Source organism: Vreelandella stevensii S18214, assembly GCF_000275725.1.
In the GTDB taxonomy this organism is placed as follows: domain Bacteria; phylum Pseudomonadota; class Gammaproteobacteria; order Pseudomonadales; family Halomonadaceae; genus Vreelandella; species Vreelandella stevensii.
Window position 1 is genome coordinate 274957 of record NZ_AJTS01000049.1, and the last position, 22759, is coordinate 297715.

21 protein-coding genes are annotated in these 22759 nt (G+C 60.7%); 10 read left to right on the forward strand and 11 right to left on the reverse strand.

Annotated features, from left to right (window positions below; translation table 11 throughout):
* Window position 1: 1 nt before the first annotated feature.
* The 5 genes from HSS18214_RS0116410 to HSS18214_RS0116430 form a co-directional block, all read right to left on the reverse strand.
* The gene (locus HSS18214_RS0116410; RefSeq protein WP_040461307.1) at window positions 2-1030 is read right to left on the reverse strand and encodes a FecCD family ABC transporter permease; all 1029 of its coding nucleotides are present in this window, start codon (window positions 1028-1030) and stop codon (window positions 2-4) included.
* The gene (locus HSS18214_RS0116415) at window positions 1027-2031 is read right to left on the reverse strand and encodes a FecCD family ABC transporter permease (RefSeq protein ID WP_016916363.1); all 1005 of its coding nucleotides are present in this window, start codon (window positions 2029-2031) and stop codon (window positions 1027-1029) included. Before HSS18214_RS0116415 ends, HSS18214_RS0116410 begins: the two co-directional genes overlap by 4 nt.
* Window positions 2025-2981 (reverse strand): ABC transporter substrate-binding protein, encoded by a 957-nt coding sequence (locus HSS18214_RS0116420; RefSeq protein WP_016916364.1) that lies wholly within the window; start codon window positions 2979-2981, stop codon window positions 2025-2027. The genes HSS18214_RS0116415 and HSS18214_RS0116420 overlap by 7 nt, the downstream gene beginning before the upstream one ends.
* A 67-nt stretch (window positions 2982-3048) precedes the next feature.
* On the reverse strand, window positions 3049-3384 hold the full coding sequence (locus tag HSS18214_RS0116425; RefSeq protein ID WP_016916365.1) for an AzlD domain-containing protein: 336 nt from the start codon (window positions 3382-3384) through the stop codon (window positions 3049-3051).
* Window positions 3381-4121: an AzlC family ABC transporter permease gene (locus HSS18214_RS0116430; RefSeq protein ID WP_016916366.1), complete on the reverse strand. Its 741-nt coding sequence runs from the start codon at window positions 4119-4121 to the stop codon at window positions 3381-3383. The genes HSS18214_RS0116425 and HSS18214_RS0116430 overlap by 4 nt, the downstream gene beginning before the upstream one ends.
* A gap of 145 nt (window positions 4122-4266) precedes the next feature.
* Here HSS18214_RS0116430 and HSS18214_RS0116435 point away from each other — a divergent pair, with 145 nt between their 5' ends.
* On the forward strand, window positions 4267-4824 hold the full coding sequence (locus HSS18214_RS0116435; protein ID WP_026002001.1) for an MFS transporter: 558 nt from the start codon (window positions 4267-4269) through the stop codon (window positions 4822-4824).
* Window positions 4825-5200: 376 nt separating this feature from the next.
* Here the strand turns inward: HSS18214_RS0116435 and sstT are convergent, their stop codons facing one another.
* Window positions 5201-6424: a serine/threonine transporter SstT gene (gene sstT, locus HSS18214_RS0116440; RefSeq protein ID WP_026002002.1), complete on the reverse strand. Its 1224-nt coding sequence runs from the start codon at window positions 6422-6424 to the stop codon at window positions 5201-5203.
* Window positions 6425-6681: 257 nt separating this feature from the next.
* Between sstT and HSS18214_RS0116445 the strand changes: the two genes are divergently transcribed.
* Window positions 6682-7011, forward strand: a complete 330-nt coding sequence (locus HSS18214_RS0116445; RefSeq protein WP_016916368.1) for a hypothetical protein — start codon at window positions 6682-6684, stop codon at window positions 7009-7011.
* Window positions 7012-7079: 68 nt separating this feature from the next.
* On the opposite strand, the gene HSS18214_RS0116450 is transcribed toward HSS18214_RS0116445, so the two are convergent.
* The 3 genes from HSS18214_RS0116450 to HSS18214_RS0116460 all read right to left on the reverse strand — a co-directional run bounded on the left by HSS18214_RS0116450 (window position 7080) and on the right by HSS18214_RS0116460 (window position 8608).
* Window positions 7080-7400, reverse strand: a complete 321-nt coding sequence (locus HSS18214_RS0116450; protein WP_016916369.1) for a hypothetical protein — start codon at window positions 7398-7400, stop codon at window positions 7080-7082.
* 247 nt (window positions 7401-7647) lie between these two features.
* Complete coding sequence (locus tag HSS18214_RS19150) at window positions 7648-7824, reverse strand: hypothetical protein (RefSeq protein WP_156808540.1); 177 nt, start codon at window positions 7822-7824, stop codon at window positions 7648-7650.
* A 154-nt stretch (window positions 7825-7978) separates the two neighbouring features.
* Entirely contained in the window at window positions 7979-8608 is a 630-nt protein-coding gene (locus HSS18214_RS0116460) for a CDP-alcohol phosphatidyltransferase family protein (RefSeq protein ID WP_016916371.1), read from the reverse strand.
* A 343-nt stretch (window positions 8609-8951) separates the two neighbouring features.
* On the opposite strand from HSS18214_RS0116460, the gene HSS18214_RS0116465 reads away from it, so the two are divergent.
* From HSS18214_RS0116465 to HSS18214_RS0116485, 5 genes are all read left to right on the forward strand, one after another.
* Window positions 8952-10535, forward strand: a complete 1584-nt coding sequence (locus HSS18214_RS0116465) for an SLC13 family permease (protein ID WP_016916372.1) — start codon at window positions 8952-8954, stop codon at window positions 10533-10535.
* A 153-nt stretch (window positions 10536-10688) separates the two neighbouring features.
* Complete coding sequence (locus HSS18214_RS0116470; RefSeq protein ID WP_016916373.1) at window positions 10689-11837, forward strand: exonuclease SbcCD subunit D; 1149 nt, start codon at window positions 10689-10691, stop codon at window positions 11835-11837.
* Complete coding sequence (locus HSS18214_RS0116475; protein WP_016916374.1) at window positions 11834-14896, forward strand: AAA family ATPase; 3063 nt, start codon at window positions 11834-11836, stop codon at window positions 14894-14896. The genes HSS18214_RS0116470 and HSS18214_RS0116475 overlap by 4 nt, the downstream gene beginning before the upstream one ends.
* Window positions 14897-14985: 89 nt before the next feature.
* Entirely contained in the window at window positions 14986-15711 is a 726-nt protein-coding gene (locus HSS18214_RS0116480) for a tellurite resistance TerB family protein (protein ID WP_016916375.1), read from the forward strand.
* 8 nt (window positions 15712-15719) lie between these two features.
* Complete coding sequence (locus tag HSS18214_RS0116485) at window positions 15720-16199, forward strand: phosphatidylglycerophosphatase A family protein (protein WP_371827798.1); 480 nt, start codon at window positions 15720-15722, stop codon at window positions 16197-16199.
* A 105-nt stretch (window positions 16200-16304) separates the two neighbouring features.
* Here the strand turns inward: HSS18214_RS0116485 and HSS18214_RS0116490 are convergent, their stop codons facing one another.
* Together HSS18214_RS0116490 and HSS18214_RS0116495 are read right to left on the reverse strand one after the other, a co-directional pair.
* Window positions 16305-17687 (reverse strand): NAD-dependent succinate-semialdehyde dehydrogenase, encoded by a 1383-nt coding sequence (locus HSS18214_RS0116490; protein ID WP_016916377.1) that lies wholly within the window; start codon window positions 17685-17687, stop codon window positions 16305-16307.
* 309 nt (window positions 17688-17996) lie between these two features.
* On the reverse strand, window positions 17997-18908 hold the full coding sequence (locus HSS18214_RS0116495; RefSeq protein WP_016916378.1) for a LysR family transcriptional regulator: 912 nt from the start codon (window positions 18906-18908) through the stop codon (window positions 17997-17999).
* A gap of 139 nt (window positions 18909-19047) precedes the next feature.
* Here HSS18214_RS0116495 and HSS18214_RS0116500 point away from each other — a divergent pair, with 139 nt between their 5' ends.
* The 3 genes from HSS18214_RS0116500 to HSS18214_RS0116510 all read left to right on the forward strand — a co-directional run bounded on the left by HSS18214_RS0116500 (window position 19048) and on the right by HSS18214_RS0116510 (window position 22672).
* The gene (locus tag HSS18214_RS0116500; RefSeq protein WP_016916379.1) at window positions 19048-20559 is read left to right on the forward strand and encodes a CoA-acylating methylmalonate-semialdehyde dehydrogenase; all 1512 of its coding nucleotides are present in this window, start codon (window positions 19048-19050) and stop codon (window positions 20557-20559) included.
* Between the two features lie 51 nt (window positions 20560-20610).
* Window positions 20611-22278, forward strand: coding sequence for a GMC family oxidoreductase (locus HSS18214_RS0116505; protein ID WP_016916380.1), 1668 nt, complete (start codon window positions 20611-20613; stop codon window positions 22276-22278).
* Between the two features lie 190 nt (window positions 22279-22468).
* Window positions 22469-22672 (forward strand): cold-shock protein, encoded by a 204-nt coding sequence (locus HSS18214_RS0116510; RefSeq protein WP_009101184.1) that lies wholly within the window; start codon window positions 22469-22471, stop codon window positions 22670-22672.
* The last annotated feature ends 87 nt before the right edge of the window (window positions 22673-22759 follow it).

A 22759-nucleotide genomic window follows, 5' to 3' on the forward strand; every position in this document is an offset into this window, starting at 1 on the left:
GTCAGGCATGGCGCGACCGGTACAGCAGATACACGAAAAACGGCGCGCCAATGCCAGCCACGAAAATGCCTGCGGGCAGGTCCTTGGGTAGAAACATCACTCGGCCCAGAAGATCGGCAAGCACGACGATCAAGGCGCCTACCAATGCAGAGGCAGGCACCAGCCGCGCCATGGAACGGCCTACCCATTTTGCTGCCAGGTGTGGGGCAATCAGCCCCACAAAGCTGAGGGCACCGGCATAGGCCACGGCGGCACCGGCCAGGGCGACGCTACAGGCCAGCAGGCTCACTCGGCTGCGTGTGATAGCGACCCCCAACCCTGCGGCCACCTGATCGCCCAGTGCCATGACGTCGGCATGGCGAGCAAAGAAGCAGCAAAGGGGCGTCGCTATTAGCAGCCATGGCAGTATCCCTCGCACATCCTCCCACTGGGCGGCATAGAGGCTACCAGTCAGCCATACATAAGCCGACATGGCAGCAGCATCGTCGCTCACCACGATCAATAGGGTCGTACCGGCCCCCATGGTGGCTGCCAGACCAATCCCCACCAGGACCATCCGCGACGGGTGAAGACCCTCTTTCCAGGCAAGGCTAAACACCAGCAGGGCCGCTATTAGCGCACCCAACATGGAGGCCACCGGCAACCAGCGATGGCTCAAGGTGCTGCTGAGGAGGGAGAGAAACAGCACTGCAGCCAATGCAGCCCCGCTAGTGATCCCGATGACATCCGGCGAGGCCAGTGGGTTGCGCACGATGCCTTGTAGCAGCGCCCCCGCCACGGCGAGCGCTGCCCCCACCAACATGGCCAGCAGAATGCGCGGCAGGCGCAGCTCCCAGACAATGAAGGCTACCTCGCTGGTGTGGGGCGCCACCAGCGCCTGCCATACGTCCATGGCAGAGGTCGGGAAGCTGCCCAGACCTAACGACAGGGCTGCGCTGGCCAGTAGCAAGAGTGCCAGTGCGGTCAGCCTGGGCAGCAAGCGGGCCGAATGAAGGGCGGTAGGCGTTGGCGTCGCGGATAGTGGTCTCATGGGGCGGCCATGGTGCGTCTGGCAAGATAGATGAAAAACGGCGTGCCCAGCAGGGCGGTCATCACCCCAACGGGCAGCTCCTGGGGCGCGATCAAGAAGCGCGAGGCCACATCGGCCAGTAACAGCAGGCATGCGCCCAGCAAGCCACAGGCGGGCAACAGCCAGCGGTGTCCCGTGCCAAAAAGCGCCCGCGCCAGGTGCGGGACTATCAAACCGATGAAACCTATCATGCCCGCCAGCGCCACGGAGCTTCCCGCCAGCAGGATGACGGCAATCCCCAGCAGCAGCTTGGTGGTCGTGGGCGCCAGCCCCAGCCCAGAGGCCATGTCATCCCCCAGCAGCAGCGCATCCGCATGACGCACCAGCAGCGCGCAGAGGCACAGTGCACCCCCAAACAGCGGCAGCAAGGGCGCTACCAGGCCAAGGTCACGGCCGGATACCGAGCCCGCCAGCCAGTAGAGCACGTTTTCGAAACTCTGCTGATCGACCACCAACAGCCCCTGACTGAACGAAACGAACATGGCCGTCACGGCCACTCCCGCCAGAACGACGCGCAGCGGTGGCAGCTCCCCACGCGGGCCTCTGCTCAGTAGTATGACCAGTAGCGCTGCCACCAAAGCTCCCAGTAACGCCGCCCAGACGTAGTGGCCGGGGGTGGGCAAGGGAAGCAGCGAGACAGCGATCACGACAAAGCACATCGCCCCGGCATTGATCCCTAAAATGCCAGGCGATGCCAGTGGGTTGCGCGTGATGGTTTGCATCAGCGCGCCTGCCATGGCCAGACTGGCCCCTACCAGCGTGGCCACCACCGCGCGAGGTAGTCGCTCGGTGTGCAATATGAGGTGGTCCACACTGGCCGGATTTGGCGCGACAAGCGCTTGCCACAGCGTAGGCCAGGCAATTTCGGTGGGCCCCATCTTTATACTGAGCAGAAAGGCCAGCGCGAGGGCCGCTCCAGACACCAACAGGCCGCTGCTTTTGGCGGTGTGACCGGTCAGCATGTGGGCACCTCTGCCTCCGGTGCAGAGAGGGCAGCGCTGCAATCCATGGGGAGCGCATAGTGTCGGAAGAGATCGTCCAGCATGGCGTTGGCAGCCAGAATACCGCCGCCCATCATCCAGTTGACCGGGTCTACCTCGAACACACGCTGCTGCTGCACGGCTTCCAGCTGCTGCCACAGAGGGTGTGCTGACCAGCGCTGGTAGTTGCCGAGAATGGCCGGGTCCGGCTCCAGCAAAATAAACAGCACGTCCGTGTTCAACAGCGGGATGTTTTCCGGGCTGGTCAGCTTCATGCCCCAGCCATGGGTGTCTAACGTCTCGGGGTGCTCGAACCCCAGCTCATCCAGAATGTAACCAGCAAACCCACCCGAATAGAGGCGTACATGGTCACTTTTGAACCGCACGACCGCGACTTGCTGGGGCCACGCTTCGCCCAGAGCGTGGGCGATTTGCTGTTGAAACGTGTCGACACGGGCAGCCCAACGCTGTAGCAGAGCGGTGGCTTCGGCTTCGCGGCCAGTGGCTTCGGCCACCATGTTCAGAGTGTGCTTGAAGTCGAACACGTTATCGGCCGTGACCGTGGGCGCAATGGCAGAGAGCAGTGGCTGTATGCGCTGATGGCGAAAATCCGTCGCCACGATGACATCGGGTCTCAACCAGGCAATTTTTTCCAGGTTGGGCTGAGTCTCCAGGCCCACATGGGCGACCTCCGCCAGGGGCGCTCGAAGGTAGCGGTACATGGGCTTTTCCAGCCAGGCATCCACGACGCCGATGGGAGTAATGCCCAGTGCGACGGCACTGTCGGTTGCGCCCTGGTAAAGCGTAACGATCTGTGGCTCGGGTGGTTTGGCAGAGGCGGTAAGGGCGGTCAGGTAAGCCGTCAGCAGCAGCGACCACGCTGCACATAAACGGCGCCCGCCGCCCAGAGAGGAAAAGTTGGCCGTGAACATGCTTGCCCTGGAGTCCTGAAACGAGGCAAAAAGCATGACAGGTTGTAAAAAGTAATGCAAAGCATTATCAAAGGAGTGCGAATCCTACTTCCACCACCCCAAATACCGCCACCCCCGCCGCCACTGGCCAGCCCAGGGAGCGCAGGCGCCGCCATACCAGCAGCGTCACGCTCAGCCCGATGGCCGTGGCGAGCCACGAGGTCGGGCTGGGGTTGACGGGCACGATGGAAACCCCCAGCACGCCTGCAATCATCAGCGGGCCGAGAATCACCAGCCACTGGGGCATGGCATTCAGGCCGGTGTCGCTACCCAGGCGGCGCTGCATCCACAGAAAGGGCACCACCCGCATCAATAGCGTGCCCAGCGCGCATATCACCACGGCAATCCAAAGTGATGTGCTCATGGCGTGTGCTCCCGGCTGCGAAAGGTCAGGGTGTAGAAACACAAGGCGCCGCAGGCCGCCGCCAGCGGAATGGCCACATTGCTCCAGCCTGCCAGAGTCAAGCCCAGTGCGGCCAGCACTGTACAAGTGGTGGCGGCCGCCCAGCGTTTGCTGGTAAAGCGCGGTGCCACCATGGTGAGGAAGAGCGCAGGCAGGGCAAAGGGCATGATGTCTCCCAGCAATGGCCAGCGGGCGGTGACGGCTTCGCCACCGCTGGCTCCGGCGATGGTACCTATGATCCACACCCCCCAGGCCAGCAGCGACGCGCCCACGAACCAGCCAAAGCGCTTGGCCTCGGGGAGCTGCGGCAGGCGGGTGAGCGCCAGGGCAAATACCTGGTCGGTCAGGCCGTGCATCAGCCAGGGCCAGTGGCGGCTACGGGGTAGCAAAGGCGCCAGGTTCGGCCCATACACCACATGGCGCACGTTGATCAGCAGGGTCAACGCCACCACCAGCCACAGCGGCGCGCCAGCCGCGATCATGCCCACGAACAGAAACTGCGAGGCGCCAGCGTAGATAAGGGCCGAAATGATCGCGGCTTCCCAGGTCGTGAAGCCTGCCTGGGTCGCGACCAGGCCAAACGACAGCGAAACGGGCACATAGCCACCCAGCAGAGGGATGGCTTCGCGAACACCCTGAAAACCTGCGCGCAGGGCGGAATGCTGGCTCGTATCGGCTGGCTCGATCGACTGGTTCACGATGGCGTACTCCCTTGGCCGTCAGTAGGAAACGTTAGCCTGTCAACTATTATGACCTTCTGTCAGGGGCGTGTCATGCGTAGAGAAGATTTCCAGTGGCATCTTTCATGCATGGTCTGTAGCGAGTCTGCTACGAGGAAGCGCGATGTATTCATTAGCCATGCTCAATCCCGTTAAATCGATACTGCGCAGTGTGGCACTTTTGTTGCTGGGCAACGGCCTGCTCAACACGTTGCTTACCCTGCGAGGCACGGCGGAAGGGTTCTCCAGCGCGGTGCTGGGAATCATCATGTCCGGCTATTTTGTCGGTTTTATCTGCGGCACCTGGGTAAGCGGGCGCTTGATTCGGCGTATGGGGCACATTCGTACCTTTGGCTTTTCCGACAAGCATGACCGCCCCAAGGTGATGATCTGGGTGGTGCTGCTGGCGGCCTTGACCGCCGCCGCCATGCCCTTTGCACCCAGTCACGAGGTGCTGCTGGGGCTCTATTTTATCTGGGGTGGTTTGGCGTTTTCCCTCTATCCGCTGGCGGTAGCGCAGTTGATCAAATTGCGCGTCAAACCTCGGCCTTTTAGGCCGGGGAAGGATAGCGCGGCATCCCCCAGGATGCCTTTGCTGACGTTTTGTACAGTGCTATACTACCCATGTCGACACGACCTACCGAGGGGCACTCGGAAAGTTACGTCTGTGGAGACGGCGTGAGACCTGGGGGATAGGCGTTGGTTCGTCACCGTAAAAATCCCCACGGGGACGTTTCGGCGATAACCAAGCCATTCCCTCGGGCAGCTGTCCTTGAAGCAGAAACCAGGAAGGTAACAACCTGGGAATCCCCTTCCTTTCCGCCGTAGGCGGCAGCGCAAGCTGAGGGAGGGGAGGATGTCAACTTCGATGATACCCAGCGCGACCTCTTTGATGACCCGAGTTTTTATGAAGAGGATGAGCGTGAGCGTTTGGCGAGGCTGGTGAAAACATCCAGCGGGTAATACGCGAGCGTAGTTGAGAACATCGTGGGGAACCGTCGTGGGGAGGGCGCGCGGGGGAGTGGCGGGGGGCAGCCGCCACTCCCCCTAGCAAATGCCTACGCGCGCCTCGCCTCTTGCGCCCGGCAGGCGGCAGCCGTAAACAGCACGTCGGTGGACGAATTGAGCGCCGTTTCGGTGGAGTCCTGCACCACGCTGATGACAAAGCCAATGGCCACGGCCTGCATGGCGACTTCGGTGGGTATCCCGAACAGGCTCGCCGCCATGGGAATCAGCATCAACGATCCACCGGCCACGCCAGACACACCGCAGGCTGCCAGGGCCGACACCACACACAGCAGCAGAGCAGTGGGGAAGTCCACGGCAATGCTCAGCGTATGCGCCGTTGCCAGAGTAATGACGGTAATGGTGATGGCGGCGCCGCACATGTTGATGGTGGCGCCCAGCGGAATGGAGATGGAGTAGGTATCGGCATCCAGCTTGAGGCGACGGCACAGTTCCAGGTTCACCGGGATATTGGCCGCCGAGCTGCGTGTGAAGAAGGCGGTAATGGCACTGCCGCGCAGGCAGGTGAACACCAGTGGGTAGGGGTTCTGGCGGGTGACCAGATAGACCAGCAAGGGGTTGCTCACCAGGGCCACGAACAGCATGCAGCCCACGATGACCCCCAGCAATTGGGCATAGTTGAGCAGCGCCTGGAGTCCGGATTCAGCCAACGTGCCCGCCACAAGGCCAAAAATGCCTATGGGGGCCAGACGAATCACCAGCGTCACGATGCGGGTAATGGCACTGGAAAGGTCTTGCAGCGCTTGGCGCGTGGTATCGGCCGCCTGGCGCAGCGCCAGACCCAGCGCAATGGCCCAGGCCAGAATAGCGATGAAGTTGCCTTCCATCAGCGCGCTGACCGGGTTGGTAATTGCGTTCAGCAGCAAATCACGCAGCACGCTAAAAATGTCGCTGGGCGGGTTGCCGTCTACCTGGCCGGCATCCAGCGTCAGTTCGGTCGGTAGCAGGAAGCTGGCGGCCACTGCAATCAGCGCCGCGATCAACGTGCCACACAGGTATAAAAGCAGCACCGGGCGAATATGCGTGGGCTGGCCCTGACGATGGGCCGAGATAGCCGCGGCAACCAGCACGAACACCAGAATGGGGGCGACGGCCTGCAGGGCGGCAATGAACAGTTGGCCCAGCAGGGCAATATCGCTGGCGACCGTAGGGGCGAGCAGCGCCAGCAGCACCCCCGCAATAATCCCCATCACGATCTGGGGTACGAGCCCCCATTGTAACAGTGGTCGGAAGAGGGCAGTGGCGGTAGCTATCATGACGGAACTCTCAGGTAGTGGGTGCAGATAGTAGGTGCAGTAGTCGGTGGAGCCGCGAGCTGGCAAGCCGCCAGCCCGTGCCTGAAAGGGGCAGTATTCTATCAGCTACGCAGAAGCTGTGGGGGCTGCAAAAAAGCGCCTAGGGCTATCTCGAAAATGGCGGGCCAGAGATATACTGCTATTAGCGTCTTGGTTCGGTGTCAGCAGGCCTGGTGCGCTAACGTGGTTTCCTCCAAAAAAACATCAGGGATATACCCATGCGTATCAAAGTGTGGCTCTGCTCTTTACTGCTGCTGTGTGGCTCGTCGTTCGTGATGGCAGGCGACTACTATGTGGATATCACCAATCGTACCGGATACACCATCTATTACATGTACGTGAGCCCAGCATCGTCTTCCAGCTGGGAAGAGGACGTGCTTGGGAGCGATGTGTTGATGAATGGTGATACCCAGCGGGTGACGTTGACGGGCTATCGCAGCCCTTACTTCGATATTCGCCTGGTCGATGAGGATGACGATAGCTATACCTTCTGGAACATCGATGTATCGCGCCAGGATATCGTGGTCACGTTGGAGCATCTGGACTAAAAAAAACGGCTTGCGCTCAGGGGGCGCAAGCCGAAGTAAGCCTTGTAGGAAACTGGGTAGTCAGTGCATCAAGCCACGGCGACAGAAACGGATGACGTCGCTTTCATCGCTTGATTAGCGGCACTGGAAGATTCAGCGTGCTGTGCGGCGCTCAAGGTCGCCATGTCGGCATAGGCCTTTTCGGTAAGCGTGACGACCTCCGGAGAGGTGCCCCATTTCAGCAGCATGTCATCGATGTGACGTTCTGCTGCTTCGAACTGGCCGCAATGGCAGAGCAGCTTGGCGATGGTGTAATCGCACTCGGGAGTGTCGAACATTTCTTCCCTGAGTTCGCGAATGGCCAGTTGCAGTCCTTCCTGAGAAATATCGGTCAACTGTGTAAATGGCATGCCACGTCTCCTTGTGAATGCTAGTGATCGCCCTTGAAGGGCCATCTTCCCTTGCTGTATCAGCAGGTTGATGCGTCAAATTGCTCTGTGGTAGCTATTTGTACGCGTCTTGTACCAATTGAGAGTAATACAGGGAGAGACGAGAATCAATCGCCGTGTGGCAGGTAAGGAAAAAATCATATGAATTAAAAAAATCCCCACGCGGCAGGTGGGGATTTCAGTGGTGCTGTGGGTCGCTGGCGATGGGCTAAAACGTCATCATGGCCAGTAGTGTCATGGCGCAGCCCAGGAAAAACGCGCTGGTGGCAATGGCGAGCGTATCGGGCTCTTTGGCTTTTGCGCGGCTACGTTTCTGATCCATAAGGTATTTTTCTAAATGCTCACGGCTTCCTGGCTGTGTGCCTTTATAAAGATGTTGTCGCATCAGCTTACCTCCCTCAGGGTGGGTAATGTGTGTGACCCCCTCTAGCAATACTGCGGTAGCGCTTTGTCAGTGCTTGTTGTCACACTGTGTTCTGTCTTGAAAGCATAGACCATGGCGTCACGGAATAATTCATAAAAGCTATACAAAATGTTAACTATCGTGTCATGTCATCGTGATGGCGCAGGGTCCAGTAGCCGCCCCACAGCCGCGTTGCCGTGGTGATCAGGCAGGCTGCAGCGAACAGGTACGCCAGCCAGGGGAAATGGTCGGGAAACAGGCAGAACACGATCAGCGCTACCACGGTTTCCGTGCCTTCCGTCAAACCCTCCAGGTAATAGAAAGCTTTTTGCGGAAAATGCGGGCGTTCCACCTGGTGTGCTCGAGCCGCAATCGCAAACGCCAGAAACGACGTGCCTGTTCCAATGAAGGCAAACAGTAACAGGGCCGCGGGCAGTGCGTTTTGCGCCGGGGCTGCCAGCGCAAAGCCTAGTACCACGGCGGCGTAAAAGACGAAGTCCAGCCCAATGTCGAGAAACCCGCCTGCATCGCTTTGTTGCTGGCCAAGCCTTGCCAACGCGCCATCCAGGCCGTCGCCGATGCGATTGAGCACGATGGCCAGCAGCGCCCAGCCATAATGCTCGAAGGCCAGCAGGGGCAGGGCCAGCATACCGATCAGAAAGGCCGCCAGGGTCACCTGATCCGGGGTGATGCGGCAGGCATGAAGCGCGCGGGCGAACCAGCGTAGCGGAGGGTGGGTCAGGGGCATGGTAAAGCGGTCCAGCATGGGTGAACTCCTGAGCGGGGTGGGGCTCAGCCTGGAGCAGTGAAACGGATTTGTATACCTTGATTCTCTGCGGGCAACATCTTAGCCAATGCTAATAATTACGACCAAAGTGTTTAGACTTTGGTTGTAATTGCCGTCAATTTACTGGACTAATGGCTTATGGCAGTGAATAAAGGGCACCTCAAAAAAGCCAGACGCGCTGGCACATTTGTCCTTGGGTTGGCCCACACGGCGCCCATTCGTTCACCCTGACTGCGAGCGGTACTTTACAATGCGCAGAACTGCCACGATGACGCTCTGGGACTCCCTTTGGCATTCCCACGACCAAGCAAAAAACCTCCTCATGTGTGCGCTGCCCACTTCTGGCACGGGCAGCGCTGGGCGAGGTGGTTCCTCTGACGCACAGCCAGGCAATCAGCCTCCGCGTCCGCCCGCCTTCAACACGGCGCAAAAAGTAGGCCTGGTGCTAGGGCCAGCTCTCTTTGCCTTTGTTTTGCTGTTTTTCCATCCGGCCGACCTGAGCTTCGAAGGGCGCATGGTGCTGGCCACCACGCTGTGGGTTGCCGTCTGGTGGATCACCGAAGCGATTCCGATCCCGGTCACGTCGCTATTGCCCATCATCCTGCTGCCGATTACCGGCGCCCTGGATGGCAATACGGTGACGGCGGCCTACGGTAACCCGATCATCTTCCTGTTCCTTGGCGGCTTCATGATCGCCCTGGCCATGGAAAAATGGGATTTGCACAAGCGCATTGCGCTGTCGATCATTTCCATTTTGGGCACCAGCATCAACAGCATCGTCTTTGGCTTCATGGCGGCCACCGGCTTCTTGTCCATGTGGGTATCCAATACCGCAGCGGTCATGATGATGCTGCCGATTGGTACCGCCATCGTCTTCCAGGTAACGGAAGAGCTGAAAAAGAGCTCGGAAGACCACAGTGCCGAAATCGACAAGTTCAGCAAGTCGTTGATTTTTGGTGTGGGTTACGGTGGTACCATCGGTGGCCTGGGCACCCTGATCGGCACCCCGCCCAACATCATTCTGGCCGCTATCGTCAGCGAGCTGTTTGGTGTCGAAATTTCCTTTGCGGGCTGGCTGATGTTTGCCTTCCCGGTGGTGGTGATTCTGCTGTTCATCGGCTGGATCATGCTGACGCGCTTTATTTACCCCATCAAGCTGGCCAAGTTGCCGGGTGGCCGTGCGCTGATTCGTAAGGAGAAAGAGGCGCTGGGCAACATCTCCTTCGAAGAGAAGGCGGTGCTGGGGGTTTTCCTGTTTGCAGCGTTCTTCTGGATCACCCGTTCGTTCCTGTGGCAGGGGCAGATCATCAATATCCCGGGTATCAATGACACCATGATCGCGATTACCGCGGCCATTGCGCTGTTCCTGATTCCTTCGCCCTCCAAAGGCGGCTGCCTGCTGGACTGGAGCGTAGCGAAAGACGTGCCCTGGGGCATTCTGCTGCTGTTCGGGGGTGGCTTGGCCATTGCGGCGGGCTTCGGCTCTTCGGGCCTGGCGTCCTGGATTGGCGGTCAGATGAGCGTTCTGGAAGGCGTCAACTTCCTGCTGGTGATTCTACTGGCCACGGGCATGGTGCTGTTCCTCACGGAAATCACCTCGAACACGGCTACGGCCACGATGATTCTGCCGGTACTTGCGTCGTTGGCGCTGGCGCTGAACATCCACCCCTTCGTACTGATGGTACCTGCGGCCATGGCGGCCAACTGTGCCTTCATGCTGCCGGTGGGCACGCCGCCCAACGCGATCATCTTCGCCACGGGCAAGATCAAGATCATCGAGATGGTGCGCAATGGTTTCTGGCTCAACATCATTTCCATGCTGCTGATTGTGGCCGCGGTTTACTTCCTGTTGCCGGTACTCTGGGGCGTGGACTTGACCACATACCCGGACGCGTTCCGCAACTAACCCGGTGTGTCGCCGCTGGCTCCTCTGGTGGGCCAGCGGGAAGCCACCAGGCTCCGGCCCCGCCCTCGTGCGGGGCTTTTTGTGCTCGGCGTTTGTGCGTCGTGGGTCATCAGGTTGGTATGATGCGGTCATACTTTCTGGATCGAGCCTGTCATGCGACTACTTCATACCGCCGACTGGCATTTGGGTCGGCTGTTTCACAATCTCTCGCTGCTGGACGACCAGCGTCATGTCCTGCAGCAGCTGCTGACGATCATCGACCGTGAACGTGTGGATGCGGTGCTGATTGCTGGCGATATCTACGACCGCTCGGTGCCTCCGGCGGCGGCGGTGACCCTGCTGGATGACATACTGGCCGAGCTGTGCGAGCAACGTGGCCTGCCGGTCATCATGATCTCTGGCAATCACGATGGCGCCGCGCGGCTGGGGTTTGGGGCGCGTCATCTGCGCCAGGCCGGGTTACACATCCTCACCGATTTAGCCACCTGCGATCAGCCGGTGACGCTTGCCGTCGATGGCGTGACGGTGGATGTCTTCGGCATTCCCTACGCCGACCCGGAGTACGTGCGCAGCGCGTTTGGCGCCGACGTGCGCGATTTCGATGCCGCCCACCGCTACCTGCTGGAGCGTATTCACGCCCAGCGCCATCCCGCACGCCCGGCGCTGCTAATGAGCCATTGCTTCGTGGAGGGCGGGGCGGCCAGCGACTCTGAACGCCCGCTCACCCTGGGCGGTGCGGAAAGCGTTGCCTGGGAACCCATGCAAGACTTCGATTACGTGGCGCTGGGGCACCTCCATGGCCCCCAGTATCGCGGGAGCGAGCACATCCGCTATAGCGGCTCGCTGCTCAAATACAGCTTCTCCGAAGCCAGTCAGCGCAAAGGCGTCACGCTGGTGGATCTTGATGCGACTGGCGTCACTCGGATTGAACAGATCCCATTACTACCCCGCCGTGAAGTGCGCGTATTGGAGGGCGAGCTGGATGCATTGATCGCCCGGGGGCGAACAGATCCGCAGGCGGATGACTATCTGCTGGTGCGGCTTACCGACCGCCACGCGATACTCGACCCCATGGGCAAGCTGCGTGAGGTGTATCCCAACGTCCTGCATTTGGAGAAGCCCGGCATGTTGGAGGCCCGTGGCAGTCAGCAGCTTGACCGTGAGCGGCTGACATTCAGTACGCTGGATATGTTCAGCGACTTCTTCGCCCAGACCAGCGGCGAGCCCATGACGGATCAACAAACCGAGGCGATAAGCACTCTGATAGGCGAGCTTAGCCGTGACGAAGAGGCTCAGGGATGACACCGCTAACCCTTACCATGCAGGCGTTTGGCCCTTTTGCGGGCAGTGAGACCATCGATTTCACCGCGCTGGGCAGAAGCCCACTGTTTTTGATTAACGGCCCCACAGGCGCCGGTAAAAGCTCGATTCTCGATGCGCTCTGTTTTGCCCTGTATGGTCAAACAACCGGCAATGAGCGCGAGCCTACCCAGATGCGCTGCGACCAGGCCGACGCCACGCTATTAACGGAAGTCTCGCTGGACTTTCACCTGCGTGGGGTCGATTACCGGGTGCGTCGCGTGCCCCAGCAGGAGCGCCCCAAAGCGCGCGGTGAAGGCACCACCACCCATAACGCCGAAGCCCAGCTGTGGCGATTGAAAGCCGATGGCGAGGTAGACACCTGCCTGGTGGCGCGCAAGGTGAATGATGCCACTACGGAGCTGCAAACCCTGATTGGCCTGGATGCTAACCAGTTTCGTCAGGTCATGGTGCTACCCCAGGGCAAGTTCCGCGAACTGCTGCTGGCGGGCTCCAAAGAGCGCGAAGTGATTTTTTCCCAGCTGTTTCAAACCCGGATTTTTCAGCGTATCGAAGAGCGCCTGCGCACCCAGGCCAACCAGATCGAACGGGCGGTGAGTGATCATCGCCAGCATATTAGCGGCATTCTCGCGGGGGGTGAACTGGAAAGCGAAGCCGCATTAGCGCAGGAGCAACAGGCGCTGGTGCCCCAGGTAGACCAGGCGCGGCAACACTTCGAAACCGCCCAGCAGCAGCGCCGTAGCGCCGAACAGCAGCGCGATGAGGCCATGGCCCTGCAGCGCCAGTTTGAGGCCCGGGAGTCGCTTGCGGCGGAGAAAGCCCGCCATCTTGAGCAGCACGCTGAGATAGATAGCGGTAAGGAGCGTTTAGCGCAAAACTCTCACGCCCAGGCGCTGCGCCCCCAGAGGGTGGCCTTGGGCCAGGCGCAGCAGGCGTTGACCACCCACCAGGCCGAGCAGCGCCAGGCGCAAGCTGCGTTAGCCACTCAACGTCGTAACGCCGACCAGGCGCAGCAGGCGTTAGAAGTGGCACGCCAGCGTCAGGCAGAGCTTCCCTCGCTCCAGGAGCGGCATCGCCAATTGGGCGAATTTATTCATAAAAGCCAGCAGTTAAGCGCGCTGCAGGCACGCTTTCAAACGGCGCAGGCCGCATGGCAGCAAGCCGATGGGGTGCTTAAACGGGATGAAAATCAGCTAGAAAGCATCCGCCAGCAGGGCGAAGCGATTAGCGTGAATCTGGAACGCTTACAGACAGAATTCCAGCAACTGGCCAGTGCCCCCACTGAGCTAAGTCGCCATAACGACCTGTTGACCCAACGCCAAGCGCTGGATGAACTCGCGCGGCAAGCACGTGAGTTAACCCGCCAACAGCAGCAGGCAGCTGACGCACTCAGCCGTCAGAACAGTGCCACAGAACGAGCGCAACGCCATGCCACTGAGCAGGAGATGCGCTGGCACCAAGGGCAGGCCGCGCTGTTAGCGCTCACTCTTGAACAGCATGCGCCTTGCCCAGTGTGCGGCAGCTTGGAGCATCCCTCCCCAGCGGTTAACCGTGCCGAACTGGTCACGCAGGCCCAGGTTGAAGAGGCCAGATCGGCTCAGGAGCAGGCTCGTCAAGCACAACAGCGCGCCGAGCGTCACCACCATCAGCTCACTCAGCAGATCAACTACAACGCAGAGCAGACCCAACGGTTGACCCAACAGCTGGGCGAGTGGGCGAGCCAACCGCTGCTTGAACTGCAAAATGCCTGCGCAGGCTTGCGTTGCCAAGTGCAGCGCCGGGCAAGTGTCGAACGTGAGATTAGCCAGCAAATTGCCGCCCGGGATGCGCTGCGCCGGGAGTGGGGCGCGCTGGATCAGCAGCTCAAAACCCAGCGACCCGCGGTGGAAAAGGCTAAAGAGGAGGCGATGCGCCTGGAGAGCCAGTGCGACCAGTTGAGTCAATCACTGCCAGAAGATGCCCGCGACCCTGAGGCCATGCACCGAACCCTCGCTGAGCTTGAACAGCAAATCGCCCAGCTCGAAAAAGTCTGGGAGAGCGTTCAGCAGGGAGTATCGGTCGCTCAAACCCAGTTGGCTCGGGCGGAAGAGCAGTTACGCGGCGCGAACGAGCGGGTCGAGCGTAGCGAGCAGTCGCTTCAGCAGGCGCAAGCCGAGTGGCAAGCCGCGCTGCAGGCCAGCCCCTTTGACGATGACGCCGCGTTTCAGGCGGCGCAGTTGGAGGATAACCAGCAGCAAGCGCTGACGCGTCAGGTAGAGGCTTACCAACGCCGTCTGGCCGAGCTTGAAGGTGCGCTGGAGAACTACCAAACCCAGCTGGCGGAAAAAACACCGCCGGATCTGGCCGCGTTAACCAGCCTGGCCGAGGCCGCCCGGGCGGAAGAGAACACCCAGTTAGAGGCGTGGCGAACGCTTGATGGAAGGCTGACCACGCTCAACGCCATTCACCAAAAGCTGGCCGCCGCCCACGCCGCCCAGGCCGAACTGGAAGCCCAGTACCAGCTGTGGGGAACGCTCAGCGAAGTGGCCAACGGGCGCACCGGGAATCGCATCAGCTTGCAGCGCTTCGTGCTGGGCGTGCTGCTGGACGATGTGCTGATTCAAGCCTCCGCACGCCTGGTGCGCATGAGCCGCGGGCGCTATCAGTTGGTGCGCCGGGAAGACCCTTCCAAAGGCAATAAAGCCTCTGGCCTGGAATTGGATGTGGCCGATACCTATACCGGCAAGAACCGTCCGGTGGCGACGCTCTCCGGCGGCGAGTCGTTCATGGCTGCGCTGGCGCTGGCGCTAGGGCTTTCCGATGTGGTGCAGGCCTACGCAGGCGGTATTCAGCTGGATACGCTATTCATCGATGAAGGCTTTGGCAGCCTCGACCAGGACGCGCTGGACCAGGCCATCGCCATGCTCAGCGAGCTGCAAATGAGTGGACGCATGATTGGGGTGATCTCCCATGTCAGCGAACTCAAGGAGCAGATGCCGGTGCGTATCGACGTGCTGCCCAGCCGTCAGGGCAGCACGGTCGTGGTGAAAGGTGAAAGGTGACGAGCCCGGCGGTTCACGTTGCGTTCATGTTCGATGCTTTATAACCAGAACCGATCAATTCACGATGATGACCCGAAGGGAGAGCAAGGATGAATGCGAGCAAGATTCTCCAGCAGTTGATGAATCAGGCCAGTGGTGGCAAAGGCAACCGTGGTGGCATGGACGTGCAGGGCATCATGGATGGGCTGTCGCGGCAGTTGGGCGGCAGCGACAGCCAAGCGGCGCGCTCCGGCGGCAGCTCGGGTGGGTTCGACATGAAGAGCCTGCTGGGTGGCGGGGCCATGGGCATGCTGATTGGCTCCAAGCGAGGCCGCAGCATGGGGGGCAAAGCGCTGAAGTATGGGGCCATTGCCGGGGTTGGCGTGTTGGCCTGGAAAGCCTGGCAACGCTCCCAGGCCAACGGCGGTGCCACGGCGGCGTCGGCAGAAGGGGAGCGTGTCGAGGTACTCAGCGGTGAGTACCAGGAGCGCCGCAGCCTGGAGCTGTTGCAAGCCATGATCATGGCAGCCCGCGCCGATGGCCATATCGATGAACAGGAGCAGGCGCTGATCACTCAGCAGATCGATGCGCTGGGTGCCGACGAAGAGATGCACCGCTGGGTAGAGCAGCAGCTGCGCGCCCCGCTGGACGCCAGGGCACTGGCTCGCGAAGCAGACTCCCCCCAGGCCGCCCGTGAAATGTACCTGATCAGCGTGGCGGTGACCGACGACCAGAACCCCATGGAACGTGCCTGGCTGGACCAGTTGGCCAGCGCCCTGAACCTGTCGCCCGATATAGTGGCAGAGCTGGAACATCAGGCCCAGCAGGCCAGCTGATGCTCGATATCGTTGGCACTGCCAACTTGTGGCTAGCCACCGGTTTTGGACTGGGGCTGATGCCCGTGGCCCCAGGCACGTTTGGTTCCTTGCTTGGCATGCCGTTGGCCTGGTGGCTGTCAGGTCGCTCGACCCGTCAGCAGGTGGTCATCATCACGCTGATGCTGTTGGCCGCCGTGCCGGTGTGCCACATGGCGTCCCTGCATTTTGATGGACAGGATCATGGCAGTATCGTCGCCGATGAATATGTGGCTTTCCCCTTGGCAGTGCTGGGGCTAAAAGCTGCCCGCCATCCGCTGGTGTTGGCCTTGGCGTTCGGCGTCTACCGCTTCTTTGATGGCCTGAAACCACCGCCTATTCATCTGGCGGAACATGTTACCGGGGGAGTGGGGATCGTGCTGGATGACGTGATTGCTGCGCTGGTAAGTTGGCTGGTGGTCGCGTTGCTGGTGACACTATGGCAGCGTCGGCAGCAAAAACTCGCCTAACGCCACTTTTAAAATGCGCCACTCATAAAGACGCCGCAGGTCGAGAAAACGACACTGCGGCGTTTTTATGGGTTAGCCCATCGTGAGCCGATGGGCTTGGTGATGTTAGCTTTGCACCACAATCACCGATTTAGCGTTGACGAACTCGTGCATGCCAAAGCCGCCGTGCTCACGGCCGTAGCCTGAATCCTTCACGCCGCCAAACGGCATCTCGGGCGTTGCCACACCAAAGCCGTTGATGAACACCATGCCAGTATCGAAATACTTGCTGGCCAGCTCGGTGGCACGTTTCACGTCCCTGGAGATGATGCCGCCGCCCAGGCCGTAGCGGCTGTCGTTGGCGATGCGCATGGCGTCGTCGTCATCCTTGGCGCGAATCAGCGCCGCCACCGGGCCAAACAGCTCGTCGTCGTAGGCGGGCTGACCGGGGGTAACGTCATCCAGCACCGTGACCGGGTAGAACGCGCCTTTGCCTTCCGGCTTTTCACCGCCGCAGAGGATTTTTGCGCCCTTGCGCACGCTCTCTTCCACCTGCTCGTGAAGGGTATCGCGCAGATCCACGCGGGCCATGGGGCCCAGGTCGCTGTCTTGCTGGGTTGGGTCGCCCGCTTTCAGGTCCTTCATGCGCGCCACGTAGCGCTCCTTGAACGCTTCGTAGTTCTTCTCGGTGACCACGAAGCGTTTGGCGGCCACGCAGGTCTGGCCGCCGTTGAATACGCGACCGGTCACGCAGGTGTCGATGGCCACGTCCAGGTCGGCGTCGTCCAGCACCAGATAAGCGTCGTTGGAGCCCAGCTCCAGCACGGTTTTTTTCAGGTGCTCGGCGGCCTTGGCGGCCACTTTACGGCCAGCGCCGTCGCTGCCGGTCAGGGTCACGCCTCGCACGGCCTTGTGGGCAATGACGTTGTCGGACACTTCATGGGAAATCACCAGCACCCGGAATACGTTTTCCGGCAGGCCCGCTTCACGATAGATCTTTTCCAGCAGCAGGCCGCTACCGGTGACGTTTTCGGCGTGTTTCAGCAGCACGCCGTTGCCCGCCATGAGGTTATCGATGGAGTAGCGCACTACCTGATAGGCAGGGAAATTCCAGGGCTGAATGCCGTAAATCACGCCCATGGGCGAGTAGGTGACAAAACCGCGCTCGCCATTACCGGGCTGGCGCTCTTCATCGGCCAGCTTGGTGGGGCCGTGCTCGGCGGTGTAGTCACAAATGCCCACGCACAGATCCACTTCCTGACGGGCCTGCTCCGGCAGCTTGCCCATCTCTTTCACCATGAGCTGGGCCAAGTCTTCCCGATGCGCTTTCAGCGCCTGGCCAATGGCCTTGACCACACGGGCGCGTTCGTCCAGAGAGGTCAGCCGCCAATCGAGAAAGGCCTCATGACAGGCCTCGACGACCTGCTGAGCCTGCTGGTCATCCATCAGTGTGTAGGATTCGAGGGTATCACCCGTGGTGGGATTGACGGTCTTGATCGTGTTGCTCATAAGATCTCCTATCTTTAGATCAACGGGACGTGAGGGGGTAGACCATACAGCGGCTAATCGTTCCTTTAGGCTTGGTACGAAAACTGCCTACGCTCGCCCATACTGCGTTAAAAATTGGCTCAAAGTACTTATTTACACCCCGTAAACTCCGTCTTTTCGCCAATTTTTGCCTTGTCTGGCCATCGCTCGACGATTTTTCGTACAAGCCTAGGCCGACTGGTCTATTCACGCTGATTTTCCACTTTAGTAGAAAAATCCCCATTTGCCCAAATTTTGCGGTCTGTTCACCCGCTCAGCCTCTGGCGCTTTTTATGGCGCCAGGGAAGGGCGGTGGGCCCACACGGTATCCAGGGTGTCCAGCGCTGCCTTGATGGTGGGCTCGATGGCGCGATCCTGTCGCCAGATCAGGCTCAAGGCGCAGGGCAGGCGAACGTGCTCGGCCACTGCCAGCCCGCTCTCCTGGCGCTCGGCCATGGCCAGCGCGTCGCGGGCCAGGCTCAGGCCGACCCCGGCGCGCACCAGGTCCAGCATGCAGGCTTCCTGGTCGACCTGTGCCACTCGGTGCGGCGTGGCGCCGCTGGCAGCCAGCGCACGCTGGAGCAGGCGCGAGTGGGCCGACACGCTGGGGGTGACGATCCAAGGGAGGCTGGCCAGCGCTTCCCAGCGGGTGTCGGCCAGCTTGGCCTCCCAGCCCGGGGGCGCCACCACGTGGTAATGAAAGTGGGTCAGCTCACGCCAGGCCAGGGCGTCATGGGCTGGGCCTTCACCGGGCGGTGCCAGAAAGAAGCCCACATCCAGCTCGCTGTGCACCACGTCTTCCAGCACGCTGCCGCTCATGCCGTGGTGCAGCTCCGTTTCCAGCTGGGGCGCGCGGGCCATCAGGCGGCTCAAAAAATCGCCCAGGCGGATGAATTCAGGGTCCACGATGGTGCCGATGCGCAGCTTGCCACGCAGGGTGCTGTGCAGGGCACTGGCGCTTTGTTCGAATGCCAGCGCACTGGCCAGGGCGTTTTCGGCGGCGGGCAGCAGGGCATAGCCATCGGCAGTGAGGCGCAAGCCCTGAGGGCGGCGGGTGAACAGCGTCAGGCCAAGGTGTTGTTGAAGCTGCTTCAACTTTAGGCTGACGGCAGGCTGGGTGAGGTGCAGCTGTTCAGCGGCGCGAGACACGCTGCCGGTATGGGCAACGGCCACAAAGGCCCGTAGCGTGGCGTACTCCTGCATGGTCGATGCCCTTCGTTGTTATGTTATTAGCAGAGCTTATATCCGGGTTAAAAATTACTCAATTGCTTGGCCTGTGGCGCCGGGTAGTCTAGGGCAGATTCTCCTCATCACTTAAACGACGTTTATAAAGGTAGCGACAATGACAACTCACGCCATCCACCACTTCATCAACGGCCAGCGCAGCGAAGGCACCTCCGGTACTGCCCAGGACGTTTTCAATCCGGCCACGGGTCAGGTCACCGGCCGCGTGGCACTGGCGTCGGCGGCGGATGTGGACACGGCCGTACAGGCGGCCCAGGCGGCCTTCCCTGCCTGGGCCGACACGCCCCCCATTCGCCGCGCTCGGGTGATGTTCAAGTTTCTGGAGCTGCTCAATACACACAAGGATGCGCTGGCCGAAGCGATCACCAAAGAGCACGGCAAGGTGTTCACCGACGCCCAGGGGGAAGTGGCGCGTGGCATCGATATCGTCGAGTTTGCCTGCGGCATCCCTCAGCTGTTGAAGGGTGACTATACCGAGCAGGTGAGTACCGGCATCGACAACTGGACCGTGCGACAGCCGCTGGGCGTGGTGGCCGGGATCACCCCGTTCAACTTCCCGGCCATGGTGCCCATGTGGATGTTCCCCATCGCGATTGCCGCCGGGAATACGTTCATTCTCAAGCCCAGCCCGCTGGACCCCAGCGCTTCGCTGATGATTGCCGACCTGTTGCAGCAGGCGGGACTGCCGGACGGCGTGTTCAACGTGGTGCAGGGCGACAAGGACTCCGTGGAAGCGCTGATCGACCATCCGGAGGTGAAGGCGCTGTCGTTCGTCGGTTCCACCCCCATTGCCAACCTGATTTACGAGCGCGGCGCGAAGCACGGCAAGCGCGTGCAGGCGCTGGGCGGCGCCAAGAACCACATGGTGGTGATGCCCGATGCCCACCTGGACAAGGCCGTCGATGCGCTGATCGGTGCCGCCTACGGCAGCGCCGGTGAGCGCTGTATGGCCATCAGCGTGGCCGTGCTGGTGGGCGACGTTGCCGATAAAGTCGTGCCGATGCTCACCGAGCGAGCCCAGGCCCTGAAGGTCAAGGATGGCATGCAGCTGGATGCCGAAATGGGACCCATCGTGACCCGTCAGGCCCATCAGCGCATTACCGGTTACATCGAAAAGGGCGTGGCCGAGGGTGCACGGCTGATCGTCGATGGCCGTGAATTCGACGGCGCCAACGCGGGAGAGGGCTGTGCCGAGGGGTTCTGGATGGGCGGCACGCTGTTCGATCACGTGACCCCCGACATGACGATCTATAAAGAAGAGATCTTCGGCCCGGTGCTGGTGTGCGTGCGCGTGCCGGACGTGGCCACCGCCATTCAGCTGATCAACGACCATGAGTTTGGTAACGGCGTGAGCTGCTTCACCGAAAGCGGTAGCGTTGCCCGTGAGTTTGGCCGCCGTATCCAGGTGGGCATGGTCGGTATCAACGTGCCGATTCCCGTGCCCATGGCGTGGCATGGTTTCGGCGGCTGGAAGCGCTCGCTGTTTGGCGATACCCATGCCTATGGCGAAGAGGGCGTGCGCTTCTATACCAAGCAGAAGTCGATCATGCAGCGCTGGTCTGACTCCATCGACGCCGGTGCCGAATTCGTGATGCCCACGGCGAAGTAACGCCCGCTCTTCACCGGAGTCATCTGCATGTCCAACAATACAACTACCCCCATGGCGGCTCATGCCGCCATGCAATGCTTTGACTATATCGTAGTAGGCGCAGGCACCGCAGGGTGCCTGATGGCCAACCGACTGAGCGCCGACCCGAACAATCGGGTGCTGCTGATCGAAGCCGGTGGCAGAGACAACTACCACTGGATTCATATACCCGTCGGGTACCTGTATTGCATCAACAACCCGCGCACCGACTGGCTGTTTCGCACGGAGCCCGACCAGGGATTGAACGGTCGCTCGCTGATCTATCCGCGCGGCAAGACCCTGGGCGGCTGCTCCAGTATCAACGGCATGATCTACATGCGCGGCCAGGCGCGGGATTACGACCACTGGGCGGAAGTGACCGGCAGCGATGCCTGGCGCTGGGAGAACTGCCTGCCGGACTTTATCAAACACGAAAACCACTACCGATTGGATAAAGGCAGCGACGGTGATGACACTCACCGCGCGTTTCATGGCCACGGCGGCGAGTGGCGGGTGGAGAAGCAGCGCCTGAAGTGGCAGGTGCTGGATGACTTTGCCGAAGCTGCCGTTCAGGCCGGTATTCCTCGAACCGAGGACTTCAATCGAGGTAGTAACGAAGGCGTTGCCTATTTCGAAGTCAACCAGCGCGACGGCTGGCGCTGGAACACGGCCAAGGCGTTCTTGCGCACGGCCTTGAAGCGGGACAACCTGACGCTGTGGCACTCCACCCAGGTGAACCGGCTCTGCTTCGAGCGTGATCAGGCCGTCCCCCGCTGCGAAGGAGTCGAAGTGGTGCGAGAAGGCAAGACTCTGCAGGTGCAGGCTAGCAAGGAAGTCGTGCTGTGTGCCGGCGCGATTGGCTCGCCCCACCTGCTGCAGTTATCGGGCATCGGTCCCGCCGAGCACCTTGCCGAGCACGACATCGAGGTCGTGCACGATCTGCCGGGGGTGGGTGAGAACCTGCAAGATCACCTCCAGATACGTTCGGTGTATCGTGTCAGCAATGCCAAAACGCTGAACGCCATGGCCAGCACGTTATGGGGCAAAGCCGGTATCGGATGGGAGTACCTCACGCGGCGCACGGGGCCCATGAGCATGGCGCCGTCGCAGTTGGGCGCGTTCACGCGTAGTTCCGACGACCAGCCGTATCCCAATATCCAGTACCACGTGCAGCCGTTGAGTCTCGAAGCCTTTGGGCAGCCTCTGCACCCGTACCCTGCGATTACCGCCAGCGTGTGCAACTTGAACCCTACCAGCCGAGGCACCGTGCGCCTGAAAAGCGCCGACCCGCGCCAGGCACCTGCAATCGCGCCGAACTACCTGAGCACGCCCGAGGACCGCAAGGTGGCCGCCGATTCGCTGCGGGTGACGCGACGCATCGCCGAGCAGCCCGCCTTTGCCAGATACGCCCCGGAAGAGATCAAGCCGGGCGTGGAGTACCAGACCGACGAGGAACTGGCCCGCTTGGCCGGGGATATTGGCACGACGATTTTCCATCCGGTCGGCACCACGCGGATGGGAAAAGACGACGACCCCATGGCCGTGGTGGATGCGCAATTGCGGGTTCGCGGGGTGTCTGGACTGCGGGTGGCCGACGCGGGAGTGATGCCCACCATCACCAGTGGTAACACCAATTCGCCGACGCTGATGATCGCTGAAAAGGCCGCTGGATGGATTTTGGAAGAAAAGTCATTGCACTGACATTTTTTTCCATCATAGTGTTGACGTGCAGCGTCGTTAAGCGCATGCTGCATGCAGTTGGTTAGCAAGTCGAACGTAGTCAGCAGTATCGAAACGCTCTCGCGTTGAGTCTGGTGAAAGTTTCTTGTTCTACCCACTGCAACTCGGGTATTACCCGGCTCTTCATTAAGCTACATCGAGGATTTCGATCATGGCAACTGGTACCGTTAAGTGGTTTAACGACACTAAAGGCTTCGGCTTCATTTCTCCGGACGACAATGGCGACGACCTGTTCGCGCACTTCTCCGAAATTCAAGCTGACGGCTTCAAAACTCTGCAAGACGGCCAGAAGGTTTCCTTCGACGTCACCCAGGGTAAAAAAGGCCTTCAGGCTTCCAACATCAAAGTTCTGTAATCTGAACGAATGATGTTGTCAGCTGACCTACGGGTCAGTCTGTAGAAAAACCCCGCCTTCGTGCGGGGTTTTTTGTTTGTCGCGATT

Bases quoted from the DNA above. Each gene is read 5' to 3' on its own strand.
- HSS18214_RS0116480 (WP_016916375.1), top strand. From the start codon at position 14,986: ATGAATGCGAGCAAGATTCTCCAGCAGTTGATGAATCAGGCCAGTGGT.
- HSS18214_RS0116460 (WP_016916371.1), bottom strand. From the start codon at position 8,608: ATGCTGGACCGCTTTACCATGCCCCTGACCCACCCTCCGCTACGCTGG.
- HSS18214_RS0116495 (WP_016916378.1), bottom strand. From the start codon at position 18,908: ATGCAGGAGTACGCCACGCTACGGGCCTTTGTGGCCGTTGCCCATACC.
- HSS18214_RS0116490 (WP_016916377.1), bottom strand. From the start codon at position 17,687: ATGAGCAACACGATCAAGACCGTCAATCCCACCACGGGTGATACCCTC.
- HSS18214_RS0116470 (WP_016916373.1), top strand. From the start codon at position 10,689: ATGCGACTACTTCATACCGCCGACTGGCATTTGGGTCGGCTGTTTCAC.
- HSS18214_RS0116420 (WP_016916364.1), bottom strand. From the start codon at position 2,981: ATGTTCACGGCCAACTTTTCCTCTCTGGGCGGCGGGCGCCGTTTATGT.
- HSS18214_RS0116500 (WP_016916379.1), top strand. From the start codon at position 19,048: ATGACAACTCACGCCATCCACCACTTCATCAACGGCCAGCGCAGCGAA.
- HSS18214_RS0116445 (WP_016916368.1), top strand. From the start codon at position 6,682: ATGCGTATCAAAGTGTGGCTCTGCTCTTTACTGCTGCTGTGTGGCTCG.
- HSS18214_RS0116510 (WP_009101184.1), top strand. From the start codon at position 22,469: ATGGCAACTGGTACCGTTAAGTGGTTTAACGACACTAAAGGCTTCGGC.
- HSS18214_RS0116475 (WP_016916374.1), top strand. From the start codon at position 11,834: ATGACACCGCTAACCCTTACCATGCAGGCGTTTGGCCCTTTTGCGGGC.
- HSS18214_RS0116465 (WP_016916372.1), top strand. From the start codon at position 8,952: ATGTGTGCGCTGCCCACTTCTGGCACGGGCAGCGCTGGGCGAGGTGGT.
- HSS18214_RS0116410 (WP_040461307.1), bottom strand. From the start codon at position 1,030: ATGAGACCACTATCCGCGACGCCAACGCCTACCGCCCTTCATTCGGCC.
- HSS18214_RS0116450 (WP_016916369.1), bottom strand. From the start codon at position 7,400: ATGCCATTTACACAGTTGACCGATATTTCTCAGGAAGGACTGCAACTG.
- HSS18214_RS19150 (WP_156808540.1), bottom strand. From the start codon at position 7,824: ATGCGACAACATCTTTATAAAGGCACACAGCCAGGAAGCCGTGAGCAT.
- HSS18214_RS0116415 (WP_016916363.1), bottom strand. From the start codon at position 2,031: ATGCTGACCGGTCACACCGCCAAAAGCAGCGGCCTGTTGGTGTCTGGA.
- HSS18214_RS0116435 (WP_026002001.1), top strand. From the start codon at position 4,267: ATGTATTCATTAGCCATGCTCAATCCCGTTAAATCGATACTGCGCAGT.
- sstT (WP_026002002.1), bottom strand. From the start codon at position 6,424: ATGATAGCTACCGCCACTGCCCTCTTCCGACCACTGTTACAATGGGGG.
- HSS18214_RS0116425 (WP_016916365.1), bottom strand. From the start codon at position 3,384: ATGAGCACATCACTTTGGATTGCCGTGGTGATATGCGCGCTGGGCACG.
- HSS18214_RS0116505 (WP_016916380.1), top strand. From the start codon at position 20,611: ATGGCGGCTCATGCCGCCATGCAATGCTTTGACTATATCGTAGTAGGC.